Annotated in this window: 10 protein-coding genes, 6 pseudogenes and 1 CRISPR repeat array; of the genes and pseudogenes, 9 read left to right on the top strand and 7 right to left on the bottom strand. The window is 69.6% G+C overall.

Annotated elements, in window-relative coordinates; all coding sequences use genetic code 11:
* Positions 1-12 precede the first annotated feature (12 nt).
* Positions 13-262, top strand: a pseudogene (locus AY578_RS33235) (HNH endonuclease); the annotation flags it as partial.
* 630 nt (positions 263-892) lie between these two features.
* Positions 893-1,495 (top strand): DEAD/DEAH box helicase family protein, encoded by a 603-nt coding sequence (locus AY578_RS33230; RefSeq protein WP_028961345.1) that lies wholly within the window; start codon positions 893-895, stop codon positions 1,493-1,495.
* Between the two features lie 96 nt (positions 1,496-1,591).
* Here the strand turns inward: AY578_RS33230 and AY578_RS33225 are convergent, their stop codons facing one another.
* The 5 genes and pseudogenes from AY578_RS33225 to cas1e form a co-directional block, all read right to left on the bottom strand.
* Complete coding sequence (locus AY578_RS33225) at positions 1,592-2,722, bottom strand: helix-turn-helix transcriptional regulator (RefSeq protein ID WP_052183383.1); 1,131 nt, start codon at positions 2,720-2,722, stop codon at positions 1,592-1,594.
* 121 nt (positions 2,723-2,843) lie between these two features.
* On the bottom strand, positions 2,844-3,245 hold the full coding sequence (locus AY578_RS33220; protein WP_106959493.1) for a hypothetical protein: 402 nt from the start codon (positions 3,243-3,245) through the stop codon (positions 2,844-2,846).
* Positions 3,246-3,602: 357 nt separating this feature from the next.
* Positions 3,603-4,015, bottom strand: a pseudogene (locus AY578_RS33215) (transposase); the annotation flags it as partial.
* 15 nt (positions 4,016-4,030) lie between these two features.
* Positions 4,031-4,791: direct repeats of the CRISPR family, unit length 29 nt; unit sequence GGGACCATCCCCGCGGGTGCGGGGAGCAG.
* A gap of 92 nt (positions 4,792-4,883) precedes the next feature.
* Positions 4,884-5,249 (bottom strand): type I-E CRISPR-associated endoribonuclease Cas2e, encoded by a 366-nt coding sequence (gene cas2e, locus AY578_RS33210; protein WP_028961360.1) that lies wholly within the window; start codon positions 5,247-5,249, stop codon positions 4,884-4,886.
* Positions 5,246-5,986, bottom strand: a pseudogene (gene cas1e, locus AY578_RS33205) (type I-E CRISPR-associated endonuclease Cas1e); the annotation flags it as partial. The pseudogene cas1e and the gene cas2e, both read right to left, overlap by 4 nt.
* Between cas1e and AY578_RS33200 the strand changes: the two are divergent.
* Positions 5,985-6,724, top strand: a pseudogene (locus AY578_RS33200) (IS5 family transposase); the annotation flags it as partial. The pseudogenes cas1e and AY578_RS33200 overlap by 2 nt on opposite strands.
* On the opposite strand, the gene AY578_RS33195 reads toward AY578_RS33200, so the two are convergent.
* Positions 6,721-8,772, bottom strand: coding sequence for a phosphocholine-specific phospholipase C (locus AY578_RS33195; RefSeq protein ID WP_028961214.1), 2,052 nt, complete (start codon positions 8,770-8,772; stop codon positions 6,721-6,723). The pseudogene AY578_RS33200 and the gene AY578_RS33195 overlap by 4 nt on opposite strands.
* Before the next feature lie 218 nt (positions 8,773-8,990).
* Between AY578_RS33195 and AY578_RS33190 the strand changes: the two are divergent.
* The 5 genes and pseudogenes from AY578_RS33190 to AY578_RS33175 form a co-directional block, all read left to right on the top strand.
* Positions 8,991-9,368 (top strand): annotated as a pseudogene (locus AY578_RS33190) (transposase); the annotation flags it as partial.
* Between the two features lie 76 nt (positions 9,369-9,444).
* Positions 9,445-9,585, top strand: a pseudogene (locus AY578_RS34230) (hypothetical protein); the annotation flags it as partial.
* A 64-nt stretch (positions 9,586-9,649) separates the two neighbouring features.
* Positions 9,650-10,258 (top strand): hypothetical protein, encoded by a 609-nt coding sequence (locus AY578_RS33185; protein WP_420341327.1) that lies wholly within the window; start codon positions 9,650-9,652, stop codon positions 10,256-10,258.
* Between the two features lie 47 nt (positions 10,259-10,305).
* Positions 10,306-10,605: a type II toxin -antitoxin system TacA 1-like antitoxin gene (locus AY578_RS33180; protein WP_234008130.1), complete on the top strand. Its 300-nt coding sequence runs from the start codon at positions 10,306-10,308 to the stop codon at positions 10,603-10,605.
* A complete protein-coding gene (locus AY578_RS33175; protein WP_028961216.1) occupies positions 10,602-10,988 on the top strand; it encodes a toxin Fic in 387 nt (128 codons plus the stop codon). Before AY578_RS33180 ends, AY578_RS33175 begins: the two co-directional genes overlap by 4 nt.
* Positions 10,989-11,551: 563 nt before the next feature.
* Here the strand turns inward: AY578_RS33175 and AY578_RS33170 are convergent.
* Complete coding sequence (locus AY578_RS33170; RefSeq protein WP_037954274.1) at positions 11,552-12,166, bottom strand: plasmid pRiA4b ORF-3 family protein; 615 nt, start codon at positions 12,164-12,166, stop codon at positions 11,552-11,554.
* Between the two features lie 107 nt (positions 12,167-12,273).
* Between AY578_RS33170 and AY578_RS33165 the strand changes: the two genes are divergently transcribed.
* Positions 12,274-12,972: a helix-turn-helix domain-containing protein gene (locus AY578_RS33165; protein WP_158693608.1), complete on the top strand. Its 699-nt coding sequence runs from the start codon at positions 12,274-12,276 to the stop codon at positions 12,970-12,972.
* Positions 12,973-13,007 lie beyond the last annotated feature (35 nt).

Raw genomic sequence — 13,007 nt, 5'->3', positions numbered from 1 at the left:
GGGAGTCCGGGGCGGCGTGAGGCCTACGCCAACGACCAGGGCGCCGATGCCAGCCTGGTCGCGGTCACCGTCCGCTCGAACCGTTCCCACGCGGATCAGGATCCTGCCGAGTGGTTGCCACCGGCCGCCGAGGTGCACTGCTGGTACGTCGCGGAGTAGGTGGCAAGGCAAGCTCCGCTGGAGCCTCGCAACTGATGAGGCTGAGATGGCAGCCCTGCACGACACAGCCGGTGGATGCCCGGTCCAGATGGTGACGTACGAAACCCGCTGCATAACTACCGTCCCAGCCCTGCTGCCTCGGGCGGCGGGGCCGATACGGGTGCGCACGCCTGCTGTTCTTGGTTGCCTCGGGGATAGGTGGTCAAACCACCTATTTTGTTCGGTTCGCCCCCTGTCCGCGCCTGGCGATCCCGGGGTACAGCTGCCCCCCTTGCCCAGAGCTGGCGTGCGGCCCGTGCCAGCACGCCCCAGTACACCGGCGCGGTCGACGTTGATCGTCGAGGGGCCATCCCCGCAGGCGCGGGGACGACCCCGGCATGGGCAGCTCGTGCGCGTGCCAGCCCGGGCAACCCCCGCAGGCGCGGGGACGACGGGGGCAACCCCCGCAGACGCGGGGACGACAGCCGTGCTGCTGATGCCGCGACTGGTCGCCGAGTGGGGCGATGAAGAGGCTGCCGGGTGGGTGTGGCCGCTGGTCGCCGGACCCACGGGATGTTTCCGTCGGCTGCTGCTTTCAGGCCGCGGCGGGGGGCTCAGGGCCGGGGCGCTGCCTGGGATGAGGCCCAGCGGACGGTCGTGGACGTCTTCACGCGGCCGTCGGCTTCGAGGACCTGGTGGCTGTGCGGCCGGTGGGTTCCCTGCGGAAGGCCGAGCAGTTGGCGTTGTCGGATCTATGGGAGACTGGATCGCCAGCGACAGCAGCGAGTTCCCCGGCCTGGCGGACGCCGACCAGATCTCCTTCGGCGGTGCGCGGAGCCGTGCCGAGGGAGCCTGGGGGCGGCTGCGTCTACGCGGAGGCTGGCGGGACCTTCCACTGCCGGAGCATCCGCTGGACCCGCTGACCGGGCGGCTGGGCGTGCAGCCGCGGGCGTCGCAGCGGGAGTTGGTGGAGCGGGCGGCGCCGATGCCAGCGCCGGGGCTGCTGGTGGCCGAGGCTCCCATGGGGGAGGGGAAGACAAAGGCAGCGCTCGCGGCTGCCGAGATTCTGGCGGCGAGGTTCGGCCTCGACGGGGTGTTCGTGGCGATGCCGACCCAGGCGACGAGCGACCCCATGTGCGAGCAGGTGCTGCAGTGGGTGCGCACCTTCGGCCCGGAACTTGAGTCCCAGGTCGCTCTCCTGCATGGCCGTCGGCGGTTCAATGCCTGGTGGCGGACCATCTGGGACGGGAAGCCGCGTCCGGGCGGCGACGGGTGCGGCTGTGAGGGCGGGAGCCGCCCCGACGCTGCAGATATGGCCGACGACGACTTCGGCGCGATCGATGAGGATGCCGCTTAACATCCCGATTCGGGACAGATCCGAGGTCGGCGCCGGCGAGGACGCCGGCGAGGACGACGAACGGGTCGCAGCCGACAATTGCGAGGGCTTGCCTTTTCAGTCCCGGGGGCGGCGCTGCGGTGTGGACGCCGGCGGACTCATGTCCGGTAAGTAATGACGAGCGAAGAGCGTGGCGACCAGATCTCGTCGGCTGCGGACGCCTGTCTTGTCGAACACCGACTTCAGGTGGTCCTGGATCGTGTGTGGTGACAGACCTGCATTGCGGCTGATGTCGGCTGTGGACCGCCCCCGCAACACCAGCGTCATGACGTCCCTCTCGCGAGGAGTCAGTCCGTACGCCGCGACGATCAGTGCGATGTGCTCAGCGGGACCGGCTCGTTCGACGACGACAGCGGTGCGGGCCGGGGCCGCCGTGAGTTCCTCCAGGCGCCAGGCGTGCAACCGTACCCGGCCGTGCCGGCGGCTGTGCATCCACGAGGTGTGGGAGGCCGCGGCCCCTGCGGCCTGCACCGCCGCTGCCACCGCGTACACGGCGGGGGGCAGTCCGTGATCCCCGGAGCGCACGCCGTCGGCGTGCGCCAGGTCGTTGAACCAGATGGCCACGGTGGGTGTCGCTTGGACCACCTGGTGGTCGGCGTCAAGCAACACCAGTCCCGGCGCCGTCTCGGAGACGTTCGCTTCGGCCAGCCGCGTCAGGTGCAGCCGGCGCAGTGCGTTCCCCAACGGCTGGACCAGCGCCGCCGCCGCAGCCAGCTCTGCGGAGCCGAACGGAGGCGCGTCGTCTGCGCGCCCCATGACCAGGGCGCCCCATGCTCCGTGACGGTCGCGCAGCAGCACACGCAGCTCGTCGCGGAAGCCGAGGGGCCGCATGATGTCGCGGTACCGGGGACTGAGGGTGAGGTTCCCGCTCGTTTCCCGGCTGAGCAGGCCCACCGGCGTCGGCCTGGCCGCCAGATCGGACAGGTCGTTGGCGTCCCCCTCGCGGTACTCGATGTCGAGCATGCGTGGCATCAGGGCGGGCGGCAGGCCGTCTCGGTAGTCACCGCCGGTGTTCATCAACGTCTGCGGATCCACGGTCAAGCAGGCGCATACGTCGAAGCGCAGCGCAGGCCGTACGACCCGTTTCACCGCCTCGAAGAACTCCTCGACGCTCCGCGCGGACTGCGCCGCCCGCGCCGCCGCGTCCCCGGTCTCGCCGACCCGTCTTGCTCCCCCATGGCGCCTCATGGTCCGAGGCTATGCGTGCACAGCGGGTCCCGAGCCCGGTTCGCGCAGGTAGCTGTGCCTCCGCTTACCGTGCCCGGGAACCGTCGATGTCCGGGGCGCGCGATCGACGCCTCGGTACGGGTCAGCGGTTGTTGTGCAGGACGAGGTTGAGCTTCGCCCAGTCCTTGCCGCCGTTCTCCCCGTTGCGGAGCGTGATCTCGCTGACCGTCGAGGTCTGTCCTGCGGGGACGTAGCGGTTGAAGTTGTACTCGGCGTCGAGGTCGGTGTTGGTGTCGTTCGTGCCCTCGTAGAACCGCAGGGTCACATAGATCATGACTCCGCCGCCGGCGTCCGTCTCCGCGGACACATGCTTCTCCACACGGATTTCGCCCCCGCACGTGGTCTCCCACCACACCGACGGCGTGCGGACCTCGTTCACCCAGCCCTCGGAGGCGATGTTGCCGTTGCAGTACGTACCGGCGGCGAAAATGCCTTCGTCGTCGCGGATCGTGTAGGTGCCGGTCAGAGCGACGTTCCGCCACACGGAGGCCGTGACCGCGTCACCCGCCGCAGACGGGGCCGCACCGGCAGCCGGAGCCCCGCCACCGTCAGACCGGCGACTGCGGCCGCGGCCAGCATCCCGATGGTCCTTCTTCGCATGGACATCTCTTCCCCCTCATTGTCGTCACCGAATGCGCCGAAGGCGGCTCACCACCCTCGACCGGGTAAAGAGTGCCGCGGCCGGTCGGCGTATCCCATCCCAGACATCTGGGGGGGGGCGCACCACCGGTGGGCTGTCGCCTTCGGGCTCACCGTCGGCACCCCCGCGCCCGGCCTGCCGTACTTCTCCGGCAGCTGCACCCCATTGAGCCCCGGTCTGGAACTTCCAGACGAGGGGGTCAATCACCGGGCGGATCCCGCGCTGCCGCAGGAGCCGGCGGTACTTGGCGTGGTCATAGCCGCAGTCCGCGAAGAGCATGTCGGGTCACCTTCGTGGCCGGCCCACGACTCCCGCCACTGCCGGGATCTTGTCCAACAGCGGCAGCAGTTGGGTGACATCGTTGTGGTTCCCGCCGGTCAGCGACACCGCGAGCGGGATGCCCTGGCCGTCGCTGATGACGTGTTGCTTGCTGCCCGGCCGTGCGTGGTCGACCGGGCTGGGGCCGCTTGTCGGCCTCTGTGTGCGGCCTGGGCGTGGAAGGAATCGACCATCGCCCGAGACCAGTCCAGCTGGTTCTTCGACGGCAGCTTGTTCAGCAGCTGGTGCAGCTTCTCCCAGACACCGGCCTCGTTCCAGGCCGCCAGGCGCCGCCAGACGCCGCCAGCGACGGGACCATCCCCGCGGGTGCGGGGAGCAGAACGGCAGACCCTGGCCGTGCTGCACCGCGGCGGGATCATCTCCGCGGGTGCGGGGAGCAGTGCCACGCCGCGCCTTCCCTTTCCGGCGGGCCGGGACCATCCCCGCGGGTGCGGGGAGCAGATCGGCCCCACCTTCCAGTCCTACGCAGGCCGGGGACCATCCCCGCGGGTGCGGGTAGCAGCAGTACACCGTGCGGCGGGAAGACCACGTCAAGGGACCATCCCCGCGGGTGCGGGGAGCAGGCGGTGACCTCGTCGACGAGCTCGCCGCGCATGGGACCATCCCCGCGGGTGCGGGGAGCAGGAGACCGCCATCACCATGCTGATGGAAGCCGGGGGACCATCCCCGCGGGTGCGGGGAGCAGGTCACGAAGAAGGTTTTGATCGGCGTCAGAATGGGACCATCCCCGCGGGTGCGGGGAGCAGCCGGAGTGCGCGGCGGAGGACGGAGCGGAGTGGGGACCATCCCCGCGGGTGCGGGGAGCAGGTCGCCGGGGCTGCGCTGGTGACGTTCGTTCAGGGACCATCCCCGCGGGTGCGGGGAGCAGACTTCGTCTCTGCGTCGAACGCGCTGCGGCTCGGGACCATCCCTGCGGGTGCGGGGAGCAGGACACGGGGTCGGCGATGTAATCCGTCCACAGGGGACCATCCCCGCGGGTGCGGGGAGCAGAGAGCACACCTGAACGAGCACAACGCACACCCGGGACCATCCCCGCGGGTGCGGGGAGCAGACTGGGCGACCTGCCCTCTTAGTCGGCGTGGCAGCGGTTTTCGAGTACTTCCACAGAGTCCAGCATATAGGGCATACAGAACTTTCTCCGCATCAGCCTCTCCCGAAGCGTCTGCGCTTTGCAGCCCTGCTCCAGCCGGGAGGGGGACTCTGTTCCGTCGTCGGAGTTCCCCGGGAGGGCGCGTTAAGGTCGGGGCGGCGGATCAGGGTGACGCCCTCGTGGTCGGCGGGGTGCCAGGCGTGATCGTGGGTGCGGAACGTGAAGCCCTGTTCGTTGTTCGTGGTGTGGGCCAACAGCGCACGGCCCTGGCCTGCGTACTGCTGGACCTCTTCCCAGAGCACGTCGCGGATGCGGGCCGAGGGGTTGCCCACGAACACGCCTGCCGAGATTTCCAGCAACCAGCGCGTGAGGAAGCCTCGTAGCCCGGCGGGGCAGTTGGTGAGGACGATGACGGTCACCAGAGTTCGTCTCCGTAGTCCTCGTCGGGGCCGTCGTAGTTGACGCCCGAGGCGACCTGGTGGTCGTGGTCGCTTTGCAGCGTGACCACGTCCCGATCGCGGTCGGGGGCAGAAGAGCCGACCGCCTCCGGCATCAGGAGGCGTTTGATGTCGTCGACGCACCGGTTGAGCAGGGACGTCTCGTTGATGCGGTCCCGCAGTGCACGGCGTGTGCGGGAGCCGACGTCCTCCTCGTCCTGGGCGGCGACGTCGAAGGCGACCGGGATGCCGATCTCGGTCTTGTAGAGGTCGGCGATGTCCAGGACGAAGGACAGCTCGTGGCCGGAGTGGACGAAGCCGAGGGCCGGGCTGCATCCCAGGGAGGTGACGACGGCATGGGCGATGCCGTACATGCACTGGGCGGCGGCGGTGATGGCCTGGTTGACCGGGTCGCCGCTGGTGAAGTCGCCGGGGACGTAGCGCCGGCCCCGCCAGGAGACGCCGGTGCGGGCGGCCTGGGCCCGGTAGCAGTCCTTTACCCGTCTCCCCTCCCGGCCGAGGAGTTCGTGCCGGGTGAGGCCGGCGGGGTCCTCGTCGGGGAAGCGGAGCCGGTACATCGCGCGTGCCACGGCGAGGCGGCTGCGGGGGTTGGCCCATTGGCGGGCCTGGGCTTCCATGAGGGCGGAGGAGCGGTTGAGGGCTCGGCCGGAGGCGTAGTAGCGCACGCCGTGTTCCCCGACCCAGCAGACCGCGGCGCCGTGGCAGACCGCCTATGAACGGTTCGCCCGCTGGGAGGCGGACGGCACCTGGGCTCGTCTGCTCGAACAGGTCCAGGTCCGCGACGACTCCGTCGGAGCCGTGGAGTGGACCGTGTCGGTCGACTCCACGATCAGCCGGGCCCATCAGCACGCCGCCGGCGCCCGCAAAAAGGGGCGACGGCAGGGGACGAACTGGAAGATCCGGCACGTCCGTCGGCTGGCCAGGCGCTGGGCCGGTCCCGCGGCGGGCTGACCACCAAGGTCCATCTCGCCTGCGACGGCCGGGGCCTGCCCCTGGCTGTCGTCGTCACGCCCGGCAACGTCAACGACTCCACCGTCTTCGAAACGGTCATGGACGAGCTGAGGGTGCCCCGGACCGGTGCCGGGCGGCCCCGCCGCAGGCCCGACGCAGTCATCGCGGACAAGGCGTACTCGTCCCGGGCGATCCGCCAGGTCCTGCGCAGGCGAGGCATCCAGGCCGTGATCCCAGAACGGGCCGACCAGAAGGCCAACCGCCTGCGACGAGGGAAGGCCGGTGGCAGACCGCCGGCCTTCGACCGTGAGCTCTACAAAGCCCGCAACGTGGTCGAACGCTGCTTCAACCGCCTCAAGCAGTTCCGCGCGATCGCCACCCGGTTCGACAAACTCGCCACCCGCTACAAGGCCGGCGTCCACCTTGCCGCACTCATCCTCTGGCTTCGCGAACCCATCCAAGATCGTTTGTCAGACAGGTCCTAGGCGGTGATGATCGCCGGGTCGCTCACGCCCGGCTGTCCGTTCTCGACGTACCCCGCGAACCGTCGCAGGAAGGCCTTGTCGCCGTCGGCGGTGACGGTAAGGTCGTACCAGCGGTGGCTTCCGGTGAGGTCGACGGTCCGCCGCACGGTCGCGCCCGGGCGAACTGTGACGACCGACGGCCTGCCGCCGTAGCCGTCGGCGATCCGCAGCCGGGCCGTGCCGGTGCCCCTGTGGGCGAAGGTCAGCTCGATGTCGTCGCCCCGGTGGCGGGCGGTGACCTCGCAGCTGGCCGTGCTGTTCGAACCCTTGAAGACACGCACGAAGCCATTCGGGCCGTGCACGGTCAGGTCGTAGGAGCCCGCGGAGTACGCCGAGTTCCACGTGTCCCGGAGCGTCCTGCCCGCCTCGGTGGTGTACGTCCAGGGACCGTCGGCGCGGTTGCCGGAGGTGACATGGAAGGCGCCGCCGGCCTTCGGCCCGGAGGCGAAGGTGAGGGTGAGCTTCCCGGCGGTCGCGTCGACGGAGGCGTCGACGTGCGGGGCGTACTTCAGTGGCCGGGAGCGGCGCAGTCCGCGCTCCTGCCGGGGCATGCGCGGGTCAGCGGGTGGGGTGGGCCTGTAGTCGGGGTGGCGTTCGCGGTCCTGCGGCTCGTACGCGTCGGTGCCGGGCAGCGGGGCCGGGCGCGCATCCTTGTGGGAGAAGTCGAACGCGGCCGTCAGGTCACCGCAGATCGCCCGGCGCCACGGCGAGATGTTCGTCTCGCGCACGCCGAAGCGGCGTTCCATGAACCGCAGGATCGAGGTGTGGTCAAGGGTCTCGGAGCAGACGTAGCCGCCCTTGCTCCAGGGCGAGACGACCAGCATCGGCACGCGCGGGCCCAGCCCGTAGGGGCCTGCCGTCCTGCGGCCGTCGCCCGGGAAGAGGTCGGGGGTGACGTCGACGGTGGACAAGCCGCGGGAGGCGTCCTTCGGCGGAAGCGGCGGCACGACGTGGTCGAAGAAGCCGTCGTTCTCGTCGTAGGTGATGAACAGGGCCGTCTTCGACCAGACCTCGGGGTTGGAGGTGAGGGCGTCCAGAACCTGGGCGATGTACCAGGCCCCGTAGTTCGAGGGCCAGTTGGAGTGCTCGGAGAAGGCCTCGGGGGCGGCGATCCAGGAGATCTGGGGCAGCTTTCCGGCCTTGACGTCGGCGCGCAGGTGGTCGAAGTAACCGTCGCCGTTCTTGACGTCGGTGCCCGTACGGGCCTTGTCGTACCAGGGGTCGCCGGACTGGGCGTTGCGGTACGTGTCGAAGTACAGCAGGGAGTTGTCGCCGTAGTTGCCGCGGTAGGCGTCCTGGATCCAGCCCCAGGAGCCGGCCGCGTCCAGGCCGTCGCCGATGTCCTGGTAGATCTTCCAAGAGATGCCGGCCTGCTCCAGGCGCTCGGGGTAGGTGGTCCAGCCGTAGCCGAGTTCGGCGTTGTCCAGGACCGGGCCGCCGCCGCTGCCGTCGTTGCCCGTGTAGCCGGACCACATGTAGTAGCGGTTCGGGTCGGTGGAGCCGATGAACGAGCAGTGGTAGGCGTCGCAGACGGTGAAGGCGTCGGCGAGGGCGAAGTGGAAGGGGATGTCCTCGCGGGTCAGGTACGCCATGGTCGTGGTGCCCTTGGCGGGCACCCACCGGTCGTACTTGCCGCCGTTGTAAGCCTGCTGGCCGTCCGGCCAGGAGTGCGGCAGGCCCTCGAGGAACTGCATGCCGAGGTCGTCGGCGTCCGGGTGAAAGGGCAGGAGTTCCTTGCCGTCCTTCTCCTGGTGCCAGACCGGTTTGCCGTTGCCGAAGGTGACCGGGCGGGGGTCGCCGAAGCCGCGGACGCCTCTCAGGGTGCCGAAGTAGTGGTCGAAGGAGCGGTTCTCCTGCATGAGGACGACGATGTGCTCGACGTCCTCGATCGACCCGGTGCGGTGGTTCGCCGGTAGGGCTGCGGCGCGCTGGATGCTGGCGGACAGGGCACTGAAGGCCGTGGTGGCACTCGCCAGTTGGAGAAAGCGACGCCGGTTGACTTCGGACATATAGAACAGACCTCTCATCCTGAGGTGCGGGAGGACGACCGGAACGTGACGGAATCTGCGCGGAAGGAGTGTTTCAGGGACACCAAACGCCAAGGAAGGGGCGCGTGACAGGGGTGTGAAAGTCGCCGGTACGGAGGGTGCGGCAGCGCGCTCGCCGGGGAGGGCCTGGGTCGTGAAAAAGACGCTGCCGCTTGCCAGATCAACCGCATCGGATGTCTCTTTCCCCGGTCCTGACCTCGATGCCCGGCATCGGCGTCAGGACCGCCGCAGTCCTCCTGACCACCGTCGGCGACGGCAGCTCGTTCCCGAGCGCCGGCCACCTGGCCTCCTACGCGGGACTCGCTCCGGCAACCCGGCAGTCCGGCACGTCAATCCACGGCGAACACGCCCCCAGAGGCGGGAACCGGGAGTTGAAACGGGCGATGTTCCTCTCCGCGTTCGCGGCCCTCCACGGTCCCGCCTCCCGCAGCTACTACGACCGCTGCCGAGCCCGCGGCAAAACCCACATCCAAGCCCTCCTCCGCCTCGCGCGCCACCGCATCAGCGTCCTGTTCGCCATGCTCCGCGACGGAACCTTCTACGAGGCCGAGAACCCCCCGCACCGCTTGACGAGAGGCATAGTGGCACCCCCACCAGGTGGGGCATGTGGAGAAGTGGCAGCGGGCACTGGACATGATCAACGAGGCCCTCTCGTGGGGCCTCGACATCCCGCTGGTGGTCGCGGACGCCGGCTACGGCGATGCCCGCCGCCTTCCGCCTCGGCCTGGAGGAACAGGACCTGCCTTACGCAGTCGGGATCTCCGGCCGCCACACGGCGAATCCTGCCGAGGCCCGGCCCGTCCAGCCGGTCTACGCGGGCACCGGCCGGCCACCAAAGATGCAGCACCCCGGACCTGCTCAGACCGTGAAGGACCTGGTCATCGCGGCCGGCCGGGCGGCGGCCAGGCCGGTGTCCTGGCGGGAAGGCTCCCGGCCGGGCAAGGGCCGAAGTGGCGTCAAGCGCATGCACTCGCGGTTCGTCGCCCTCCGCATCCGCCCGGCCGGACGCGGCGTCCGCAGGGCCGTCGATGGTCCGGAGCTGCCGAGCGGTGGCTGCTGGCCCACTGGCCGGCTACCAAGCCGGAACCGGGCACTTCTGGCTGTCGAACCTGCCCTCCGGCATGCCGTTGGCCACCCTGGTGCGGCTGGTCAAACTCCGCTGGCGCATCGGACACGATTACCGCGGTATGAAAACAAACCGTGGGCCTGGCCCACTTCGAGGGCCGCACCTGGACCGGCTGGCACCACCACGTGCCCCTCGTCTCCGCCGCACACGCCTTTTGCACCCTGCAACGACTGGCCCGTCCCCCAAAAGACGCAGCGCAGGCCTGAGCCTCTACCGAGTTGTCCGCGAGCTCCGGACACTCATCGCCACCTAGGCCGGCGCCTGCCCCACCTGCCACCACGACATACCCAAACCACTACGAACCTGACCAAGCCCTACTAGTCACTGCGCTCTGGCCGAACCGTGGTATCGACGGTACCATCGGTACCATGTCTCACCCCAAAGCCATGAACCTCCGTTTCCCGGATCCGGCTCAACGTGCAGCGATCGAGGCCGCAGCGAGGCAGGAAGGTGTCAGCCTGCAGGAGTACATCCTGTCGGCCGCCTACGCCCGGGCCACCGCTGTGGAAAGGCGCTTCCTCGACGCGTTCAGGGCATCGATGGCCCGCAGCGGCGATTCGTTCGCGGAGGAGGCCGGCACGGCCGAGACCGGTGACGAGCGGCGTTCGGCGGAGCTGCAGGCGCGGCGTGATCTTGAGGAGCAGCAGGAGCGGGGCCACGCCGCGTGAGCCAGAACAATCCGCCCCATCCTCTTGACGTGTCCTTCCTTCTGCATGCGGCCGAGTTGCTGCCCGGCGATCCCCAGGTGGACGACTACGGCCCGCTCTACGCGGCGGTCGCCCGGGTCAACGCCCGGGCGATGGAACGCGACGTCTACGGCTCGGTGTACCTCAAGGCAGCCGCGCTGCTCCAGACCCTGGTGAAACTGCCGTGCCTGGAGCACTCCGCCGAGGCGTTCGCCTGGCACTCCACCGAGGCATACCTGGCCCTGAACGGGTATCAGCTGGACTATCCGCCGAAGGAGGCGATCGCCCTGGTGCGGGATGCCGCATCCGGCGCGGCGGGTGTTGGCCTGATCGGCCGTCAACTGCGTACCTGGAGCGGCTCCTGACTGCATGAGGGTTGTGAGCCGGATCCCCATTTCCGCCTGGCTTCAGGGGGAGGTTGCGGTCCCGGAGGGCTTGCGGTTGGTGTGTGAGGGAGCGGGTGACGTTCCTGGCGATCGAGCATGCCGGTCTGAGCACCTGTGTCACTGTGCTCGGTGAGTGCAGGCAGAGGGCGGGGGCGGCAGGCGTGCGGTGTGAGCGGGGAACTCCCGGTGCTGTGGGAAAGGGAGCCGGCGCGGACCGGTGTGGACGTCGCCGTGCTGTGGCAGATCACTGTGGTGCTGGGGCGTGCGGGTGGCGGTAGGTGTCCCGATTCAGGTGCGGGATGGGGTAGTCACTGTCGGTCGGCGCGCCTGACAGGAGCCCGCTTGTGCTCCTGGACGTCGTGGGGCAGGTGTGCCGGCGCTGTGCGCTGCTGGTGGGTGCGGAACCGGGCGAGGACGACGCCGTTTGAGGCTCCGGCCCTGCGACACCGGTCCGGCTCATCGGTCCATTGACGCGATCTTGCGGGGGTCCGGGTCCGCTGTCAGCAAGCGACGGGGGTTGCTGACAGCGGGGCAGTGACGTGTCAGTTCTTGACGAGCACGATGGCGCGGGCGGATAGCGCGGAGTTGACCTGTGCTGGATCAAAAGCTGCGGGGTCGAACTGGTCGGCCGAGTCGAGGCCCAGCCATTCCAGGCGGTCTTCATGTTCTTCGTGGTCAGGGTCGGCAAGGGTTTCGATGAGGTAGTCGTATCCCAACATGCCGCCGCAGTCCTCGGGTGGGCAGGCTCGGCGGCCGGTGAGGCATCGGGGGTAGGCGGTGTCCGGCTCGGGCTCGGTAACGTCCTCGATGAGGATGTCGTGCTCCCAGTCGTCGCCGAAGTCGTAGGTGTAGCGGAGCCGGTCGCCGGGGTGGGCAGCGACCTGGCGGAGTTGCTTGGAGGTGGCGCTGCGGATGTCCAGGTCGCGGTCGGCGGCGCCGTATTGGTCTTGGCCGGTTTCGAAGGCCCACATGTGGTAGTCCTCCCAGCCGAAGGCGGTTTGGATGACGTCGTGCAGTTCGCGCAAGGTGATGCCGGACGGCACCTCAAGCCGGCGCCAGATCGGAGGCCGGGAGTCCTGCAAGGTAATCTTGATTTTGTGGACGGTCTTGCTCGGTGCCGTCCGCGAGGTCGCCTTCGCGCTCCTGCTGTTCGCCATGGGGGTCATCCTGCCACCCCGTGCCTGCCCGTGTTCGGGCGGGACGCCTGCCCCCCTGACGATGACAATGATCAACGGGATTCCGGGAGTTGGGGAAGTGGGGGTGTGTGCTGGTGGGAAGTCCGAGCCAGGTGCCCTGGGGCAGTGAACAGCGCGCGTCACTGCCGGAGTTGACGCCGTCACGGACCGCGCCGTTGCGCCGGGTGCCGCGAGCCCGAGCCGCACTGGCCTGTGCGGACGGTGGCACGAACGCGGCTGTTGCCCGCGCGCTTGGCGTGCATCTGGACACCGTGCGGCGCCGGCGCAAGCGGTTCGCCGTCGAGGGCCTGGCCGCGCTGGAGGACCGGCCCCGCCCGGGCCGCTCTAACCACTACGGCCCCGACGTGCACCTGACCATCATCGCCACCGTCACCTTCGACCGGCCCATCACCGGCAGCCAGTGGGCCCGGCGTCCCAGGTCGGCCGGGTCCTGGCCGACCTCCACCTCTGGTGCGGGGTCTGGCTCACCCGGCCAGAGGATCCGGACTTCTACGCCAAGGCCGCCGAGGTGTGCGCGCGTTCCCTGCACCGCCCGCCCCACTCGGTGGTGCAGCGTGGACGAGAAGTCCGCGATGCAGGCTCGCTCCCGGGGCCATCCGACCCGGCCGGCCCCGGCCGAATCGAGCGGGGCAGATTCGAGTACCGCAGGCACGGCACCGCCTCCGTCGTCGCAGCCCTGGACGTACCCACCGGGCAACCCCGCAACGACTCGGCCGCCTTCACCCGCTTCCTGCGCCTGCTGGATCAGAGCATCGACCCGGCCCTGACCATCCACCTGGTCCTCGTCCCATGTCTCGAAGGC

It is taken from the genome of Streptomyces thermocarboxydus (assembly GCF_024760485.1).
Classification (GTDB): Bacteria; Actinomycetota; Actinomycetes; order Streptomycetales; family Streptomycetaceae; genus Streptomyces; species Streptomyces cellulosae.
This window is presented reverse-complemented; position numbering and strand designations above follow the sequence as displayed.

Excerpts from the sequence above, each read along its gene's own strand:
- AY578_RS33185 (WP_420341327.1), top strand. The coding sequence starts at position 9,650 with ATGCAGCACCCCGGACCTGCTCAGACCGTGAAGGACCTGGTCATCGCG.
- AY578_RS33230 (WP_028961345.1), top strand. The coding sequence starts at position 893 with ATGGGAGACTGGATCGCCAGCGACAGCAGCGAGTTCCCCGGCCTGGCG.
- AY578_RS33195 (WP_028961214.1), bottom strand. The coding sequence starts at position 8,772 with ATGTCCGAAGTCAACCGGCGTCGCTTTCTCCAACTGGCGAGTGCCACC.
- AY578_RS33225 (WP_052183383.1), bottom strand. The coding sequence starts at position 2,722 with ATGAGGCGCCATGGGGGAGCAAGACGGGTCGGCGAGACCGGGGACGCG.
- AY578_RS33180 (WP_234008130.1), top strand. The coding sequence starts at position 10,306 with ATGTCTCACCCCAAAGCCATGAACCTCCGTTTCCCGGATCCGGCTCAA.
- AY578_RS33170 (WP_037954274.1), bottom strand. The coding sequence starts at position 12,166 with ATGGCGAACAGCAGGAGCGCGAAGGCGACCTCGCGGACGGCACCGAGC.